Here is an 18,350-nt window from a genome sequence, read left to right as displayed (position 1 = left end):
CATTACTTTTATCTTATTGAAAAGATAATTCGTTGTACCAATTTAATAACTCCATTTTAAGTTGACTAGGTAATACTGAACGATGACACCCAACGATTGCTCCTGCCAATGAAAGTAAAAGTTCACTATTTCTCAAATTGTGGCTATGCATTAGTTTTAGATAACACGCTTTAGCACCGATTAAGCGCAGCTCTTCAACTTGATTAATACCAATTTGATTCAATCTTTTTTCTAATATCACACCTAGATTAGGTAAGTCTTTTATTCTGCAAGGCTTCTTTCGTTGCCCCAAATATTCTTGAATGCTGTAGTGATATGACATATCAATATATTGATCTAATTTTTGCTGATTTTCCCATAACGAATCTGTTATGTGGTAATAACGCAATATGATAGGAATTCCTTTTTTCAAATAGGTATAGGAACTCATTTTTGTTGCCTTATAGAGAGTTTCTAAAAAGCCACTTCCTTTTAAATAAAACTCATTGTCAGACGTGATAGCAAACATAACATCATCAATCATTAAGCTAACACCACCAAATTGAGACTTTGTTGTTAACTCCCCATATTGCGCAATACGCGATAACAAATGAGCCTTCCTTTGCTCAGGTAAAAATAACATTGAAACTCCAACACAAATTTTAAGATTAAATTTTATCTTTGAATTCAAAAACATGCATAAGACATAACAAAAAAGACAATAAAGAATTTCCTTTTTATTGCCAATAGTTAACGACTTAAAAATAGAGATTTACATGAAATTTGAGAGGAACTTTCAAAAAAATGAGCTTGATTTAAGCGAAATATAGAGATACTGTATATTCATACAGTACACATGGAACGAGGTAAATATGAAACTCTCAACATCATCTCCGACAAGACAGAACGCCATTCTCCAAGAGATCTCAAATGAGGTATTGCCTCTATCTATCCCTTCAACAGTGGCGACTTACGATAGTAATAATAAACAAGGTATGGTGAGTGAACTTCTCTACCAAAATCCGCTCGTCATTAATCACATTCTTTTGCCACTACTAAAACAGTATAGCCATGAATCACGTTGGTTATTGTGGTTAAACCCACAACAAAAGCTAAATCGTACTTGGTTAAAAAATGCAGGATTACCACTTAACAAAATAATCCAATTAAATCATATAAATATGATAACCACTGTTGATTTAATGGAAAAAGCACTGGTGAGTGGTAATTACAGTGTAGTGCTCGGTTGGTTACCAGAAATATCGTCAGAAGAGATGAAACGGTTAGAATCTGCTGCCAGTAAAGGAAAAACCCTCGGGTTTATTATGCGACAGCAAATTAATGCAAATATCCATTTAGAAAGTAGTAATGCATCTAAACGACATTTGAATTCCGTAAAAATTCATTCAATTCACTACCATTAGTGAAATTTAAGAGTTTTCCTAATACTCAAAACACCCTGATATCATTTAAGATAAGTCAAATGTATTTATAACCTAAATCATATAGTTACAGTAAATTTAACAAAAATACAGAATCTTCCCCATTGTGGAATAAGGCGGATTTTTTTAAAATTTTAAGTCGAATTTTAAAGGATTACTTGTAACTTTTTAAGTTCATTGTAGACTTTATGTCGTTAAGGTTATGCTTTAAATCCCATTTTTGGGATCATCATTTGATGAAAGCATTGGATTCCTAACAATAATTTAACCAAGGGCAAATAATAAGGCTTAAAGCCAAATGCCTAACTTGGATGATAACGAGGCGTAAAATGAAAAAGACAGCTATCGCATTAGCAGTGGCAGTGGCAGCTTTCGCAACTGCAGCGCAAGCAGCTCCAAAAGACAATACCTGGTATACCGGTGGTAAATTAGGTTGGTCTCAATACCAAGGTACTAGTAACCATTTCGGTGAAACTTCTATCGGTAACGGTAACACTCACCGTGATCAGTTAGGTGCAGGTGCATTTGCTGGTTATCAGTACAACCAATACTTAGGTTTTGAACTGGGTTATGATTGGTTAGGTCGTATGACTTACAAAGGTTCATATGACAACGGTGCATTCCGTGCTCAAGGTATCCAATTAACCACTAAATTAAGCTATCCAGTAATGGAAGACTTAGACGTTTATACACGTTTAGGTGGTATGGTATGGCGTGCAGATTCTTCTGCAACAGTTGCAGCTACTTCTCCAGCTCCAACTCAGAAGAACTTCTCTAATAACGACACTGGTGTTTCTCCAGTATTCGCATTAGGTACTGAATACGCGATCACTCCAAACATCGCTACCCGTGTTGAATATCAGTGGATCAACAACATCGGTGATAAAGGTACTCTGAATGCACGTCCAGACAACGGCATGCTGAGTGTTGGTGTTGCTTACCGCTTCAACCAAGAAACTCCAGCTCCAGTTGTAGCTCCAGCTCCAGTTGTAGCTCCAGCTCCAGTTGTTGAGAACAAAACCTTTACTCTGCGTTCAGACGTTCTGTTCAACTTCAACAAATCTACTCTGAAAGCTGAAGGTCAAGAAGCTCTGAATGGTCTGTACGCTGAACTGGCTAACATCGACCCAACTCAAGGTCGTGTAGTAGTTATCGGTTACACTGACCGTATCGGTTCACAAAACTACAACCTGCCTCTGTCAGAAAAACGTGCTCAATCTGTAGTTGATTACCTGGTTTCTAAAGGTATCCCTGCAAACAGCATCTCTGCAGAAGGTCGTGGTAAAGAAAATCCAGTTACTGGCAACACATGTGACAACGTTAAAGCTCGTTCAGCTCTGATCGATTGCTTAGCGCCAGACCGTCGTGTTGAGATCGAAATCCAAGGTACAACTGAAGTTGTTGTTCCTGCTAAATAATTCAGATAGTAGAATAATCTACTGTTGATGAATTCAAAACCCTGCCAATGGCAGGGTTTTTCTTTATGAAGATAAAATAAGGTAGAAATATAAAGACAAAACGCTTTCGGGCAGGTATGAAATATCACAAGAAAAACAGAGAACGAAAATAGCTATAAAAATAAATTATTGAAGCCAGTAAGCCAAAATTAATGTAACTTATTTTTCTTTATCGCGTTCTAATAACTCAATCAGTCCATCTTTTAAACTATGCACTTTTAATGCGTATTGTTCTTTTCGCTCAGCGTCTTCAATTAATTGCACTATCGTTTCTGATAATGTTATTCCTCTTCGCTGTGACAATGCAGATAAGCGTTGCCAAACTTTAAACGTTAAATCGATTGATTTTTTACGTGTGTGTTGATGCTCAGCATTAAAATAACGTTTTCTACGAGCTCTAATAGTTTGCTTCATCCTATTAGATAAATCAGGATTCATATGCAAATCTATCCACTCTAAAACTTTTAATGGTTGTGATTCAAGAAGCAACAATTGCTCGACAACTTCATCAGCGGCACTTTTTTCTATATAACGGGTAATTAATTCACCTTCACGGTGTTTTTTTACTAGATATGCCCATTTCCAGCCACATTCTAGGTTCTCTAATTGTTGATATTTCATACAAAATCCCGTGACAACGTAACTATATAGTAGCATATCAACAATTTTACAAAAATACTGCCACTGAACCGAAATTTTTTGACTATTTTATAGGCGAAGTTATTTTAGATAATCTTTCTTATCAATTAATAACAAGCCTTGATAAGGGATAGTTTTCTGAGCACGTTATGATAGAATCGAGCGTCGCTATCATAAAACCTTGATGACCACTTATTAGCTCGTCATTATAAGGTCGTAGCGGTACATATTCCCTGCCTATGCAGTTGATGACAGTTAAAGAACCGTCTTATTGCAGGATAGATATCAACTTATACGATATCTAATTATCTCTTTTCACTAATCAATAATAAAAACGGTAACCTTGAAAAACAACGAATTAGAATGGCAGGCGTTACGTCCTGATTACGCCTCCTACCAAACTTTCTTTCAAACAGCATCTCAATTACCTGCATCTCTACTTCGTGAGGTTCAACCTCGCCTGTATGAAAGCCTGCAATGGTTAAATAATGCAGATTCAGGGCAGTTTATGCTGTTAAAAGTGGATGATTCTGCTGCTTACTTTGATATGCTGACAGACACGTTAACGCAATCAGGGATCAAAACTGATCCCGTTGTTGGCAGTTATCAAGCAGAAACCAATAAAATCGATTGGCAAGAAAATGTACACGGCGCATTTTCATCATCAGAATCTATTACTTGTTGCCAATGGATAGAGCCAGAACAACTCTTTGGTTCATTCTATTGCCATAAAGACGAAGTTACTCTTAGCCCAGGCTTATTGCATAAAGTAAATGGAGGCATCTTAGTCCTCTCTATAAAATCTTTACTTGCACAACCACTAATGTGGTTCCGCCTTAAAAAAATGGTTGAAGAGCAACGTTTTGAGTGGCTTGTCTGGAATGACAATCAATCTCTGCCTTTACCTATTGAGAGTATGCCGCTCAATCTTCGGGTGATTTTAGTTGGTGATAGGCTAAGCCTTGAAGAGCTTGAATTTATGGAGCCTGAGCTAAGTAGCACGGCTTTATATGGTGAATATGAATACGACATGTATTTAGAAGATGAAACCGCTCTTTCTCAATGGTGTGGCTTTGTAAATTCACTGTGCCAAAAATATCGCCTCCCTTCTCTATCTGCGGATGCTTGGGAAGTCTTGCTAACACAAGCCGCAAGACAACATGAAGATCAGCTAATGCTGAGCCTAGATTTAGAATGGATTTTACGCCAACTTCGTTATGCAATACGTTTTAATCATGAGGCTTCTCTAACTGCTGATGCATTGAAAAAAGCAGAAGAAAATCGCCTATGGCGACATAGTTATTTATTAGAGCGTAGTCGTGATGAGATTTTGCAAGACCAAGTCATGATACAAACAGAAGGTGAAGCTATTGGTCAAATCAATGGACTTTCTGTCTTAGATTACCCGGGATATCCTGATTTAATTGGAGAACCGACTCGCATTACCTGCGTTGCACATATAGGTGATGGTGAGTTTACGGATGTTGAGCGAAAAGCGGAGCTTGGTGGCAATCTTCATGCTAAAGGAATGATGATTATGCAAGCTTACTTAAACTCAGAATTACGTTTAGACCAACCACAGCCATTTAGCACCTCGATTGTTTTTGAGCAATCATATGGTGAGGTTGATGGTGATAGCGCTTCTTTGGCTGAATTGTGTGCATTTATTAGTACACTGGCACAACAACCTATTGATCAGCAAATTGCAGTTACAGGTGCTGTCGATCAATTTGGTCAAGTTCAACCGATTGGTGGCGTAAACCAGAAAATCGAAGGCTTCTTTGATATCTGCCAACAACGAGGATTAACAGGTACGCAAGGCGTGATTATTCCTCTTGCTAATATTCGTCATCTTGTACTTAACGAAAATGTGCAACAAGCGGTAAAAGAAGAGAAATTTCATATTTGGCCTGTCACTCATGTAGCAGAAGCAATAACATTACTGACTCGTCAGCCATATTATGAAGAGCAATGTGAACCAGAACAATCAGACTCACACTTGTTAGCTGTTATTCATGATCGTATAACACTCGCAAATAATCAGGATAGACCTAAATTACCTTGGTTCTTACGTCTATTCAGATAATTCTGTTTCAAGTGATCGGAGTTGTTCAGCGTACAAGTGTAAGCTATTCTGTTGTCTTACACTTGATAAAGGCTATATAGACAATGGTTGATAAACGCGAATCTTATTCTAAAGAAGACCTCATTGCTTCAGGCCGTGGTGAATTATTTGGCCAAGATGGCCCACCACTGCCATCTGGTAATATGCTAATGATGGATCGCATCATTAAAATGACAGAAGATGGCGGCACCCATAATAAAGGCTTTATCGAAGCAGAATTCGATATCAAGCCAGATTTATGGTTCTTTGATTGCCACTTCGTCAATGATCCTGTTATGCCAGGTTGCTTAGGCCTAGATGCCATGTGGCAACTTGTTGGCTTCTATCTTGGCTGGCTTGGTGGTGAAGGTAAAGGCCGTGCGCTTGGCGTTGGTGAAGTTAAATTTACCGGACAAATATTACCAACAGCAAAAAAAGTTACCTATAAAATTGATTTCAAACGTGTTATCAATCGTAAACTGATTATGGGTATTGCCGATGGTGAAGTGTATGTTGATGGTAAGCTGATTTATGAAGCAAAAGACTTAAAAGTTGGCTTATTTAAAGATACAACTGCATTCTAAGTTCGATAATAATCCGAATCTATTATAAAAATACCGTGTAACATAAAGTACACGGTATTTTTTTATCTACACTAACAGGGTATTTATTTTCTTTATAAAAAACAGATCATATTCAATTCAGTTTTTATCAACACATATCGTCGATTGCTTATCTTTTAGACACTGAAAATGATGCTTAATTTTAGCAGAGAAAAATAAGCTATATGTGAGATAAACAAATAAACCGGCTAAAAATAAAACACCTAATACTTCACCTGAATTTTCTGCTTGATTACTACCATTTGTATTATCAAATGCATTTTGAATTCCAATTACTATTGCGATAGTGATCGGAAACATTGATATACTCCAGAATATTTTCAGCATCATTGGTGCTATTTCTTTCTTCATAAAAACAACAAAAAGTGTAATAACATATAAAGTAGGGAGTGAAAAAGTTTGTATCATACTCCACAATATAGAAAGAGAAGCTATTAAATTAAAATTCGCACTATTTTTTATAAATACGCTCAATAAAGTCGAAACACTAGTAAATGAAGACATTAATTGCCCTAGTGTGAAAAAAGTAAAAGCAATTAATATTATCCATAATGAGATTGGTTTTTTCATTGAAGTCTTCCTTGTAAATAAAAGTCGCTATAATAAATTAATCTATGTATAGTGTCATTAAATTAGTAAATAAACTTTATATATAAAGATAAGTTTAAGTTAAGTGAGCTTTCTTATCCTAAATAAATATGACACTAGAAATTTATATCAACTTAGTACAAGTAGATTACGTTAAGGAATAATCGTATGGATATGATTATAAGCGCAATTGTAGAACTCTTTAGCTTTCTTATTGAACTTACTTTTTTTCTTTGTAAAGCAATTGGCTATCGTCTCACAATTTTATTGATTATATTTATTTGTATGTATGCTAGTCAATTCGATATAAAATGGATCTTAGGCTTTTCTATAACCTCATTATATTTATATAGCCCAAACTTATATAAATTATTTAAAAAATCAAAAGAAAACCTTTAAGTTAAATTAGTTTTTTATAAAAAGAAAATTTAAGGAAAATAAGTGATTAACAAAGGAAAAGTACCTAAAAAACAGGCAGACTTTATGTTTTATGGTGGCATATTTCTGATATTTACATCTTTTATAACTTGGTTTACTTCAGAAAAAATTGATTGGCTATATAATTCCATCAATACAATGCTTGCTATTTTTCTTACTGTTTATGGTTTTCGCTTACGCAAAAAATTTTCATGAAATAAAATTAAAAAAGTAATGATAATATAACGTAAAAAGGCTTACAAAATATGTAAGCCTTTTTTATATCCAAATTAATCGTTGTTATTTATACTCAAATTGTCCTATGCTCAATATGTACATAGGAATGTATATAAATAACCCTCGTTTTGATTGTCGGTAAAATCTTAGTGATAATATTTAATATAGCTAAAAATAAGCTATTATCTATTTCACTACGACGGGTTATTTATTTTACCAGACTCGGGCGATCTTCCATCGCCTGTCGCCAACCTCCAAGCCAATGTGAACGCGCATCAATGGCGAAATAAGGGCAAAGTTCTTTTGAACGACCTTGCATACCAGCTTGATAACCTTTCGATAATGCTCTTGCTAAACGATCTCGTTTCTGTCTTTTCATATCTAGACAACCCTCACGTTCTAAGTTTAAGCGGAAAGATAATGATTGTTTTTTCAACAACCACTATAAATTGATACGCTTTATTGAGCATTTAAGCAAGTAAAGAAGTTAATACAAATGTCATATTTGTGATGTTGAGCCAACCGCAAGTTTAATAACCACTGTTATCATTTATTTTATTTAATGTTTTTATTAAAACATTATCTAATTCTTTTAATAAGTTATATTGTAGATAAATATAACTTATTGATATTTTAAAACAATAAAGAAAAGAAAAAATAAATTTTTTATTTTTATCTCATAAAACAAATAAATCAAGTAAGACAAAATGATGTTTTTATTTAAATTTATGTCAATATAAGACTTGGTTTATAAATATAACTTTTTACTCTATTTTTATTTTTTTGTAGAAAACTCTTTTTAATTACCTTTGTTTTATTAAGGAATTAGCCATTATTGAAAATAAAATAGGCTATTAACACCTCTTACATACTTCTATTAATTCAAACTCTTCAAATACCAACTCCATATCTTCTGAAAAATGACCTTCTCGATTAAAGAAAGCTTTATGTCCTTCCTGCCAATATGCCAAACTTAAATCCCCTTCACCTTCTCTCTTAGCCAATTCTTCGGTGACTTCATTAAATCGGATTAGTTGCAAAGAACGTGTTCGAATAACACAAATAGGCTCATTTTTACTATTTAGAATAATGCTAAAGCCCCCAATAACAGGAATAACGCTGTCACTAAAAAAACCATTTAATGAGCTACACGTTGCCGTTTTTTTTCCTTCTACCACCAGCATAGCAAGCTCATCCGCTAACTGAGCATTATCCCCAAATGACCAACTGATCGCAGTGGGATATTTCTTTTTAAGGCTTTCTAACATTTTGTTTCCTTTTTTTGTTTTTTAAATAAACAAAACCCAATATTCAACTTAAATACAATTTAAGAGAATACTGGGTTTGAATAAACGTAATGCTAAGTCAGTTAGTATTGAGCTTGAATTGCTTTCGCTATATCAGAAACAACTTGCTCCCATCCCTGTCCTAATGTACGCACTAAAGCTGGATAACCATCTTCTGTTTGCGTTAAAACTAAAGAGAATGGCTGATTAATCACTTTATTGTTTTCAGTATAAATCCAGTCACCTGAGATAATTACCTGTCCATCATAACGACCTTGAAAGTAATTAACGGTGACCGTTAACTTTGCCAAGTTATCTTCAACAGGTTGATTAGCAACCACTGTACCCGGTAATGCTTTTGTTAAACCTGAAATAAGGTTCTGTTGTAATTGCTGATCAAGCGGATTAATCCATAAGTGCTGATTAGCCACGGTATAGTTAATATCCGTCGTTTGATAAACAATTCCAGCATTAACTAACATATTGGATAAACGGATCGGTTGAACCCAAATTTGAGGCTTCTTAGCTGACTGTGTTGCCGAGACTTGTTCTGGTACGCTACCTTGATAAACATCAGGTAACTGATAATACGTTTTATTAGTCTGGCTTGAACATGCCGTTAACATCAGTACAAATATCCCAATGATGTATTTCTTCATTTTTCAGCCCTCTTTGGTTCTGGATCTTTACCTTCCTTCGCTTCGAAAATCAATGCGTTGCTCTTATTGTTCAATGTTTTCAATAAAGGCTGCATCTCTCTTAACACCTGATCAAGCTGTTGCATATTATCAATCATTTTTCCGTATGCAGGAGAGCCCGGTTGGAAGCCTTGCATACTACGATTGATCTCTTTTAATGACTGCTGAATATCATTAGGAAGGTTTCTAAATTCATCACTACCAATCATGGCATTCAATGCTTTCAGTGTTTCTTTAGCCTCGCTGACTGCTTTTTGACTTTCAGATAATGTTGCTGTCATCTCTTTAAGCATTGGTTCAACAGGCAGATTGTTGATCTTATCCAGCGAAGTCATTACTTTTTGCTGAATTTGCGCTAAACCAGAGCCAACCGTTGGAATTTGTTGGAAACCCGCAACCTCTTGAGGACCTTCCCATTTAGCTTCATCAGGGTAGAAATCAAGGTCAATATAAAGTGCACCAGTTAATAGGTTACCTGATTTCAGTGATGCTCTTAATCCATTATTGGAAGCAAAAGTAATTTCTTTAACGAAGTCGAAACTCTCACCGACATCATTAGCAAAACGTTCTGGTTCAACATGAATAAGTACGGGAATACGAAAATCTTTATCCAGCGATTGTTGCATACCTTTAGTGTAATAAGGCACTTGTACAACCGTTCCCATGCGAATTCCACGGAATTCTACAGGAGCTCCGGCTTGCAATCCTCTTACAGAATCAGAGAAAAACATGATGTAGCTACGATAGTCAGTATATAGTGAGTTTTGAATACTCTTTTCATTATCGTAGAGCTTAAATTCTGTTTTAGGTGCAATAGGATCACCTGGGACCCATCCCGCTGGGACATCAAAACTAACACCACCACTAAAGAGTGTAGAAAGTGATGCCATTTCAACACGTACACCCGATGAAGACATATCAAAAGCGATACCGGAATCTTTCCAGAACCGAACATTTGATGTCACCATTTTGTCATAAGGTGCTTTGATAAAGAGTTGATAATGCATATCTCGGCTATCAATATTGAATTCACTCGTTTCAACAGAGCCGACTTGGTAACCTCTAAATAAAACAGGATCACCCGCATTTAATTGGCCAGCTGCTTCACTTACCAAATTGATGCGAATACCTTTTGCATCTGGCGAAGCTAACGGTGGCGAGTCAAGAAGATTAAATTCATCTTCTTCTTTGCCTTTCAATCCCGGCTGTAACTCTATGTAGGCACCAGAAAGCAAGGTTCCTAAACCCGTTACACCTTCTTTACCGACTTGAGGTCTTACAACCCAAAATGCAGTATCTGCGCGTAATAACTCTTTCATGTCTTTATCAAGGCGAGCCGTAATAATAACGCGACTAAAATTACTATCGAGTGTGACACTTTCAACTAGACCGATATCTACACTACGACTTTTAATTTTAGTTTTACCTGCTTCAATGCCATCCGCATTATAGGTAATTAATGTAACTTCTGGACCCTGATGGCTGAAATGATAATAAAGTATCCACGCACCAATCAGTAAGGTGACAAGTGGTATGATCCAAACTGGAGACCAGCTTTTTAGCTTGTTAATTTTTGCTTCAGTTAAAGCAGTTTCATTCTTTTCAGTCACCCTTAGGCTCCTTAATCGTGGGTTTATCATCATCAGTTGTACACTTATCCCACGTCAACCGAGGATCAAACATCATTGCAGAGAACATAGTTAACACTACAACCAATGCAAATAGCACCACACCAAAATCAGGATAGATGCTCATCAGACGTCCCATTCTGACTAATGAAGCTAAAACAGCAATGACGAAGACGTCAATCATCGACCAACGCCCTACATATTCAACAACTTCATAGAGAAAATGCATTCTAGCAGGATCTCTTTTTCCATTAGATTTGTGTGCATCCCAACACAACCAAGCAATTGCGAGCATTTTTAAACTTGGCACCATAATACTGGCAATAAATATCACCATTGCAACGGGGTAAGAGCCATCTTCCCATAGCAAAATAACCCCAGCCATAATGGTCGAATAAATGTTATTACCTAAAGATTCAGTGACCATAATGGGTAATAAATTAGCGGGGATATAAAGAATTAACGACGTAATCAACAAAGAGACCGTCCATTGTAAGCTTTTAGGTCTTCTTGCATGTCCTGTCACTTCACAACGGCTACATTCGTATTGATCTACTGGTAAAATTGCCGTACATGAACGACATAATCTAACTCCTTGTTTTAACCCAGACTTACCTGATTCGATATCAGGATAATTCGGGCGACGTTCTAATTTTTCCCATAAAGTATGTCTATCAAGGCACTGGAATGCTCGAATTTGAAACAAGCAATAAAGCACATAAGGCAGGAAACTAAGCCCTAGTCCAATATCACCATAAGCCATTAATTTTACAAAGCTAACTAAAATTCCCGCAAGAAAAATCTCTGCCATACACCACGATTTTAATTGGAATAAAATACGTGATAACCAAATTTGTAGCTTTCTAGGTAATTGAATAGGTGTGCAAAGAAGTAAGATTGCCACCATACAAAAAGCGGGCACTATTTGGACAAAGAGTAGGAAAAATGCGCCTAATTCAACGTAATTTTCGCTAAACATAACGGTTGGAATTTGCATCAGTGTGACATTGTTGGCGATACCCGCCACTTCCATACTCACGAAGGTAAACTGGCTTGCCATCAGCAACATAAATAATGCACTGATTGCTAATGCAACAGGTTGATAAAAAGGTTGACGCCAACGTGCAGTTAATACTGTATGGCAGCGAGGGCACGTTGCTTTTGTTCCTTGTGCTAATTGAGGAACACTGACCACCAGATCGCACTGCGGACATAATATTTGCTCATGTTTATGTTCATGTTCATGCCGATGTTGTTGACCAGAGCACACTGCGACACCTCTTATTTAGAATAATCAATAAAAGAATATTTAATCCAGAAAGTAAAACGGGGCGTGATGCCCCGTTTTCGGTTGGCTATTCGCCGTTTTGCATCAATTCTAGCTCTTGCCATCTATCAAAAGCAGTTTCAAGCTCTTGTTCTTTATCTGCAAGCGCCTTTAAAACTTTTTCTGTCTCTTCATGAGGACGAGTAAAGAAATCTGCCCCACTCACTTCTTCTTGTAACGCGCTTAACTGAGTTTCTAAGCTTTCTAATTTTGCAGGAAGTTGCTCGAGTTCTCGCGTCAAATGATAACTTAATTTGTTAGTGCGAGTGTTCTTTTTAGAGCTATCTTTCGCTTTTGCTTCTTTTTCAGCTTTTTCTGGTGCGTTACGTGATTTGTTTGCTTCACTTTTTAGTGAAACCGACTGTGCTCTTTGTTGCTGAGCATCGAAATATCCACCAACGTAGCTGTTAATAACACCATCGCCTTCAAAGATCCAACACTCTGTAACACTATTATCAACAAATTCACGATCATGGCTAACTAGTAAAACAGTGCCTTGGTAAGCATCAACTAGCTCTTCTAACAATTCCAATGTTTCAACATCGAGATCGTTGGTTGGTTCATCGAGAATAAGCAAGTTACTTGGTTTTAAGAATAAACGCGCCAGTAATAGACGATTTCTCTCACCTCCTGAAAGTGCACGAACGGGAGTCATTGCACGTTTAGGTGGGAATAAAAAGTCTTGCAAATAACCAAGTACGTGACGAGGGCGGCCATTTACCATGACTTCTTGCTTACCTTCAGCAAGGTTATCCATCACTGTTTTATCAGGATCAAGTGCCGCACGATGCTGATCAAAGTAAGCAACTTCAAGCTTAGTACCACAATGAACTCGCCCGCTGTCTGCTTTTAAATCGCCTAGCATAAGTTTCAATAAAGTGGTTTTACCGCAACCATTTGGCCCCACCAGCGCAATTTTATCGCCACGTTGTACTTTGGCGGAAAAATCACGAACTAACTTACGCATTCCAATGCTGTAATTAACATCTTCAAGTTCAAAAACAATTTTGCCTGAACGCGTAGCTTCTTCGACCTGCATACGAGCACTGCCTAACACTTCACGACGTTCACTGCGTTCAACACGCAATGCTTTTAATGCTCTTACGCGGCCTTCGTTACGAGTGCGTCGTGCTTTAATACCTTGGCGTATCCACGCTTCTTCTTGCGCTAATTTGCGATCAAACTCTGCGTTTTGTTGCTCTTCAACACGCAGTGCTTCTTCTTTACTTTCAAGATACTTATCGTAATTTCCCGGCCATGAAGAAAGTTTTCCACGATCAAGATCGATAATACGCGTTGCCATATTACGGATAAATGAACGGTCATGGGAAATAAACACGATACTTCCTTGGAAATCTTTTAAGAATTTCTCAAGCCAAAGGATCGTCTCAATATCAAGGTGGTTTGTTGGTTCATCTAAAAATAGCACTCTAGGTGCGCTGACTAATGCACGCCCTAAGGCTGCCTTTCTTAACCAACCACCCGATAAAGAAGAAAGCTCTGCTTCACCATCTAAACCAAGTTTTTCTAGCACTTCTGCAATTCGGCTATCAAGCAACCACAAGTTACGGCTATCAAGTACTTCTTGTAGCTCTGCCATTTTATTGAGATTTTTATCAGAAGGATCTGTCTCAATCAGTTTAGAAATATGGTGATAATCTGTTAGGTATTTAGCATCTTCTTCAACACCTTCTGCAACAAAGTCAAAGATAGTGCCTTCAATATCTCTAGGGGGATCTTGCTGTAAGCGAGCTGTCACAAGATCTTGTTCATAAACAACTTGACCATCATCTAAAGGTTGCTCTTTAGATAACACTCTTAATAATGTTGATTTACCCGCACCATTGCGCCCAACTAAACAAACGCGTTCATTTTCTTCAATAAATAAATCGGTGCTATCTAATAGTGGAGCATCACTGAAAGATAAATAAGCCCCAGTCAAACTAATTAACGGCATTGTAAATTATTCCTCACCAGCATGAGTTAGCAGCCAGCAATTGTGAATTTGGCGGTTACGTGCAAAGTCTTGTGATAATGTTTTCTGTGTTATCTCTTTTGCACACAACCCAATTTTTGCTAACTCGTCATGTTCCATTTTGAATCCACGTTTGTTATTTGAGAACATAATTGTTCCGCCTTTTCTCAACAAACGTTTCAGATGTTTCATTAATTCAATGTGATCACGCTGTACATCAAAGGTGTTTTCCATTCGTTTTGAGTTAGAAAACGTAGGCGGATCGATAAAAATCACATCAAATTGTTCATTGCTCTGCATTAGCCATTGAATACAATCTGCTTGCATTAAACGGTGTTGTCTACCTGACAGGCCATTCGCTTGGAAATTTTTCTCAGCCCATTCAAGATAAGTACGAGACATATCAACTGTTGTTGTGCTTTTCGCACCACCAATTCCCGCATGAACAGAAGCCGTACCGGTATAAGCAAAAAGATTTAAGAAGTCTTTTCCATTGCTCATTTCACCCAGCATTTTTCGTGCAATACGGTGATCTAAGAACAACCCTGTATCAAGATAATCTGTTAAATTTACCCAGAATTTTGCACCAAACTCGTCAACTAAGAAAAAATCACCCTTTTCGGCCATTTTTTCATACTGCTGTTTACCTTTTTGACGTTGGCGAGTTTTTAAAATCAGTTGATCAGAACGTAATGCCAGTACTTCCATTGTTGCACTAATCACATCGAATAAACGCTGACGAGCTTTGTGCTCATTAACTGTTTTAGGTGGTGCATACTCTTGGATAACCACCTTATCGCCATAGCGATCTACAGCAACATTATATTCAGGTAAATCAGCATCGTATAAGCGATAACATTCAATTTGCTGTTGTTTTGCCCATTTCGCGAGCTTTTTCTCATTTTTACGTAAACGGTTTGCAAAATCTTCAGCAAGTCCAGTGTTAATCGTTGACGGTGTATCAGAAAGCAAATAGTTCTTTTGTACACAATCTAGAGGACCATTTTTTGCTTTGAACTCTCGTTCAGCTCGCAATTGAATGCAGCTTAACAACTCAGGTGATGCACTAAATAGTGACAATCTCCAACCTGGGAAGTGTGCTTTTACTGCTCTTCCTAATTGGCTGTGAAGTGCAATTAATGCTGGTTCACTTTCCAAGCGTTCACCATACGGTGGGTTGCTGATAATTGTCCCTTTGATTTCCGCTGAAACAGGGTTTGTCAGTTTAGCCGCATCACCGTGAGCAAAGGTGATCAGTTCAGCAACATCAGCTCTGCGTGCGTTGGCTCTTGCCATATCCAACACGCGTTTATCAACATCAAAACCATAGAAACGCGCAGTAGTGTTCTTTTTACCTTCACGGAAACGGGTAAAAGCTTCATGGGTCACTTCTTTCCATAACGCTTCATCGTGACCTAACCAATGACGGAATCCCCAATGCACACGATTTAATGCTGGAGCACAATCAGTCGCCATCATGGCTGCTTCAATTAATAATGTACCGGAGCCACACATTGGGTCGATCAATGGTGTGTCAATTTTCCAGCCTGAACGCATGATAATAGCGGCAGCTAAGTTCTCTTTTAAAGGTGCTTGCCCTGTTAAATCACGGTAGCCACGTTGATGTAAACCATCACCACTTAAATCTAAAGATAGCGAAGCTTTTTCTTTATGAAGGTGAATGGTTAAGCGGATATCAGGGGACTGTTTAGCGACATCTGGACGTTGCCCTATTTTACGTTGGAAGGAGTCAACGATGGCATCTTTCGCTTTTAATGCACCATATTGGCTATTACGAATAACATCATTCGTGCCATTAAAATGGATAGCAAAAGTCTGATCAACAGTAAAAATCTCACTCCAATCAATTGCCTGCACACCAAGGTATAAGTCTAGATCACTATAAACATTGAATTCATTTAACGGCAACATAATGCGCGACGCTAAACGACTCCAGAGTAAAGACTGATACATGGTTTTATCATCAGCACGAAAATAAACACCGCCTTGAGTTATCTGGCAAGCCTGAGCACCAAGGTGTTCAAGTTCAGATTTTAATAGTTCTTCCAGACCTCGGCCTGTGCTGGCAAACAGAGAGCGCATAATATTGTTACCACCTAAAATAAAATTGTTGGGCATTATAGCTAATTGTATTACGTTGTCATAAAGTTACTGGCTATAAAAAATAATAATGTCTTTTGGGAGCACTGATGATCAACGTTTCACGCCTTTATATACACCCAGTTAAATCAATGAAGGGAATTCGACTTTCTCATGCATTTGCTCGTGAGAGCGGATTCACGTTTGATCGCGATTTTATGATAACCACCCCAGAAGGGACTTTTATCACGGCACGAAAATTTCCCGTTTTGCTGTGTTTTATTCCCACTGTCATGGCAAATGGTATCTATATTCAAGCACCTGATGGTGAAGGTATTGCTATCACCTATCAAGATTTTGAGACCACATTGCAACCGACAGAAGTTTGGGGCAACCATTTTACCGCGTATGTGGCTCCAGATGAAATAAATCAGTGGTTCAGTCGTTATTTAAAAATGGATGTTCAACTTCGTTGGACTGGCGAAAAATCGACACGCCGAGTGAAAAAAAATCCAGAAACCGCTGTTTCTTTCGCTGATGGCTACCCTTACTTATTAATTAATGAAGCCTCATTTCAATACTTACAACAGCGTTGCCCTGCTTCAATTAATATTGAGCAATTTCGAGGGAATATCCTCATAACAGGTGCAAAGCCTTTTGAAGAAGATACTTGGCAGACTATTCGTGTTGGCTCTGTTGTGATGGATCTGATGAAACCTTGTAGCCGTTGTATCATGACCACAATTAGTATCGATAAAGGCGTGAAACATCCTAACACAGAACCACTCGCAACACTGCAAACATTCCGTAGTGATGAAACGGGTGATGTCGATTTTGGTCAAAATGTCATCATTCGTCAAACTGGTATTATTCGTGTAGGAGATACTGTTGAAGTATTAGCTTATAAAGAAGCAAAACAGTATCTTGTAACAGCACCTGTTGAAACACAATCAGCACCTATCATTGAAAACACACAAGAACGGACTGTCAGCATTGAATTTAATGGCGAGGTTTTCGAAGGTAATAACCAAGAAGTTCTGTTAGAACAACTTGAAAATAATGGTTATACCATTCCTTATAGTTGCCGAGCTGGCCTTTGTGGCTCTTGTGTTATCCAATTAGATGAAGGTGATGTTAATGCATTAAAAGCTGGCGCAATTAAACGCTCAGGTAAAATCTTAGCCTGTAGCTGTGTTCCTAGCGGGAATGTGAAACTTTCGCTTAATAGAAAATAAAAATCAAATTGATATGAACAAATAAATTAAATAAAAAACTAAATATAAACACAGTTATGTATGATATATATCGTTATCGGTAAACATTAAATTGATTAATTGTACCTCACTCATATATAACTGAGTTTATTGAATTCTTAGGCCAAGTAAGCTTCCCCAATATTCATTGCATTGTCAGTCGTTATGGTTTGCCAGAAAAGCATTACCTTATTAAGTATAAAGATAATGGAAAGGATTTTATTGGGGATGAGTGAGTTAAACTCATTTCTTGCTAGGACGGGTCAGGCACAATAAAAAAGCCTCTGTTAAGAGGCTTTTAAAATGATGTAAGTGAATATTGTATATATTTACCATTTATCACGATAAGCAAAACTAATAAAATAGTCATATTTATCTTGTTCAATTTTATGAGTTATATATTTTTGAATATTGTTAACCCACTCTGTTTCCAAATCAAACTCACCATTATTGATAATATTTTCATCTTGGGGGTTAATAGTTTCATCAATTAGGAAGTCATCATCACCAAAATCTTTGGAATACTCTTCACCAATAAAATCATCAGTTTTTTTATCAAACCAATAAACTCTCAATTTTAATCCCATTATATTGCCC

The 18,350-nt window shown here is 37.1% G+C and carries 16 protein-coding genes; 5 read left to right on the top strand and 11 right to left on the bottom strand.

All coding sequences use genetic code 11. The features are described from left to right. Positions 1 to 13: 13 nt before the first annotated feature. On the bottom strand, positions 14 to 622 hold the full coding sequence (locus ABN236_RS01490) for a TfoX/Sxy family DNA transformation protein (RefSeq protein ID WP_311755175.1): 609 nt from the start codon (positions 620 to 622) through the stop codon (positions 14 to 16). Positions 623 to 851: 229 nt separating this feature from the next. On the opposite strand from ABN236_RS01490, the gene sulA reads away from it, so the two are divergent. Both sulA and ompA read left to right on the top strand, forming a co-directional pair. Continuing rightward, positions 852 to 1,403 carry an SOS-induced cell division inhibitor SulA gene (gene sulA / locus ABN236_RS01485; protein WP_349473215.1) on the top strand — a complete coding sequence of 184 codons (552 nt, stop codon included), beginning with the start codon at positions 852 to 854 and terminating at the stop codon, positions 1,401 to 1,403. 347 nt (positions 1,404 to 1,750) lie between these two features. Beyond that, entirely contained in the window at positions 1,751 to 2,839 is a 1,089-nt protein-coding gene (gene ompA, locus ABN236_RS01480) for a porin OmpA (protein WP_088493263.1), read from the top strand. A gap of 198 nt (positions 2,840 to 3,037) precedes the next feature. Here ompA and matP read toward each other — a convergent pair whose 3' ends face one another. Further along, a complete protein-coding gene (gene matP, locus ABN236_RS01475; RefSeq protein ID WP_088493264.1) occupies positions 3,038 to 3,499 on the bottom strand; it encodes a macrodomain Ter protein MatP in 462 nt (153 codons plus the stop codon). A gap of 361 nt (positions 3,500 to 3,860) precedes the next feature. On the opposite strand from matP, the gene ABN236_RS01470 reads away from it, so the two are divergent. Together ABN236_RS01470 and fabA are read left to right on the top strand one after the other, a co-directional pair. After that, positions 3,861 to 5,603 (top strand): AAA family ATPase, encoded by a 1,743-nt coding sequence (locus ABN236_RS01470; RefSeq protein ID WP_311755174.1) that lies wholly within the window; start codon positions 3,861 to 3,863, stop codon positions 5,601 to 5,603. 83 nt (positions 5,604 to 5,686) lie between these two features. Further along, complete coding sequence (gene fabA, locus ABN236_RS01465; RefSeq protein WP_023581351.1) at positions 5,687 to 6,205, top strand: bifunctional 3-hydroxydecanoyl-ACP dehydratase/trans-2-decenoyl-ACP isomerase; 519 nt, start codon at positions 5,687 to 5,689, stop codon at positions 6,203 to 6,205. 117 nt (positions 6,206 to 6,322) lie between these two features. On the opposite strand, the gene ABN236_RS01460 is transcribed toward fabA, so the two are convergent. The 8 genes from ABN236_RS01460 to rlmKL all read right to left on the bottom strand — a co-directional run bounded on the left by ABN236_RS01460 (position 6,323) and on the right by rlmKL (position 16,503). Beyond that, entirely contained in the window at positions 6,323 to 6,814 is a 492-nt protein-coding gene (locus ABN236_RS01460; RefSeq protein WP_349473214.1) for a hypothetical protein, read from the bottom strand. Positions 6,815 to 7,694: 880 nt separating this feature from the next. Then, on the bottom strand, positions 7,695 to 7,865 hold the full coding sequence (gene rmf, locus ABN236_RS01455; protein WP_023581348.1) for a ribosome modulation factor: 171 nt from the start codon (positions 7,863 to 7,865) through the stop codon (positions 7,695 to 7,697). Positions 7,866 to 8,340: 475 nt separating this feature from the next. Further along, positions 8,341 to 8,754, bottom strand: coding sequence for an ASCH domain-containing protein (locus tag ABN236_RS01450; protein ID WP_088493269.1), 414 nt, complete (start codon positions 8,752 to 8,754; stop codon positions 8,341 to 8,343). A gap of 101 nt (positions 8,755 to 8,855) precedes the next feature. Then, positions 8,856 to 9,431, bottom strand: a complete 576-nt coding sequence (gene pqiC / locus ABN236_RS01445; protein WP_349473213.1) for a membrane integrity-associated transporter subunit PqiC — start codon at positions 9,429 to 9,431, stop codon at positions 8,856 to 8,858. Next, on the bottom strand, positions 9,428 to 11,080 hold the full coding sequence (pqiB, locus tag ABN236_RS01440) for an intermembrane transport protein PqiB (protein WP_088493271.1): 1,653 nt from the start codon (positions 11,078 to 11,080) through the stop codon (positions 9,428 to 9,430). The genes pqiC and pqiB overlap by 4 nt, the downstream gene beginning before the upstream one ends. Beyond that, the gene (pqiA, locus tag ABN236_RS01435; RefSeq protein WP_349473211.1) at positions 11,073 to 12,368 is read right to left on the bottom strand and encodes a membrane integrity-associated transporter subunit PqiA; all 1,296 of its coding nucleotides are present in this window, start codon (positions 12,366 to 12,368) and stop codon (positions 11,073 to 11,075) included. The genes pqiB and pqiA overlap by 8 nt, the downstream gene beginning before the upstream one ends. 85 nt (positions 12,369 to 12,453) lie before the next feature. Next, positions 12,454 to 14,382: an ABC transporter ATP-binding protein gene (locus ABN236_RS01430; protein ID WP_088493273.1), complete on the bottom strand. Its 1,929-nt coding sequence runs from the start codon at positions 14,380 to 14,382 to the stop codon at positions 12,454 to 12,456. A 6-nt stretch (positions 14,383 to 14,388) separates the two neighbouring features. Next, positions 14,389 to 16,503 (bottom strand): bifunctional 23S rRNA (guanine(2069)-N(7))-methyltransferase RlmK/23S rRNA (guanine(2445)-N(2))-methyltransferase RlmL, encoded by a 2,115-nt coding sequence (gene rlmKL / locus ABN236_RS01425; RefSeq protein ID WP_088493274.1) that lies wholly within the window; start codon positions 16,501 to 16,503, stop codon positions 14,389 to 14,391. A gap of 107 nt (positions 16,504 to 16,610) precedes the next feature. Between rlmKL and ABN236_RS01420 the strand changes: the two genes are divergently transcribed. Beyond that, the gene (locus tag ABN236_RS01420; protein WP_349473210.1) at positions 16,611 to 17,735 is read left to right on the top strand and encodes a YcbX family protein; all 1,125 of its coding nucleotides are present in this window, start codon (positions 16,611 to 16,613) and stop codon (positions 17,733 to 17,735) included. A 347-nt stretch (positions 17,736 to 18,082) separates the two neighbouring features. Here the strand turns inward: ABN236_RS01420 and ABN236_RS01415 are convergent, their stop codons facing one another. Further along, on the bottom strand, positions 18,083 to 18,340 hold the full coding sequence (locus tag ABN236_RS01415) for a colicin E3-like toxin immunity protein (RefSeq protein WP_349473209.1): 258 nt from the start codon (positions 18,338 to 18,340) through the stop codon (positions 18,083 to 18,085). Positions 18,341 to 18,350 lie beyond the last annotated feature (10 nt).

The organism is Proteus sp. fly-1013, assembly GCF_040140245.1.
GTDB classification, from domain to species: Bacteria; Pseudomonadota; Gammaproteobacteria; order Enterobacterales; family Enterobacteriaceae; genus Proteus; species Proteus mirabilis_B.
The sequence above is the reverse complement of the archived record's forward strand: the minus strand, read 5'-3'. Positions and strand labels throughout refer to the sequence as shown.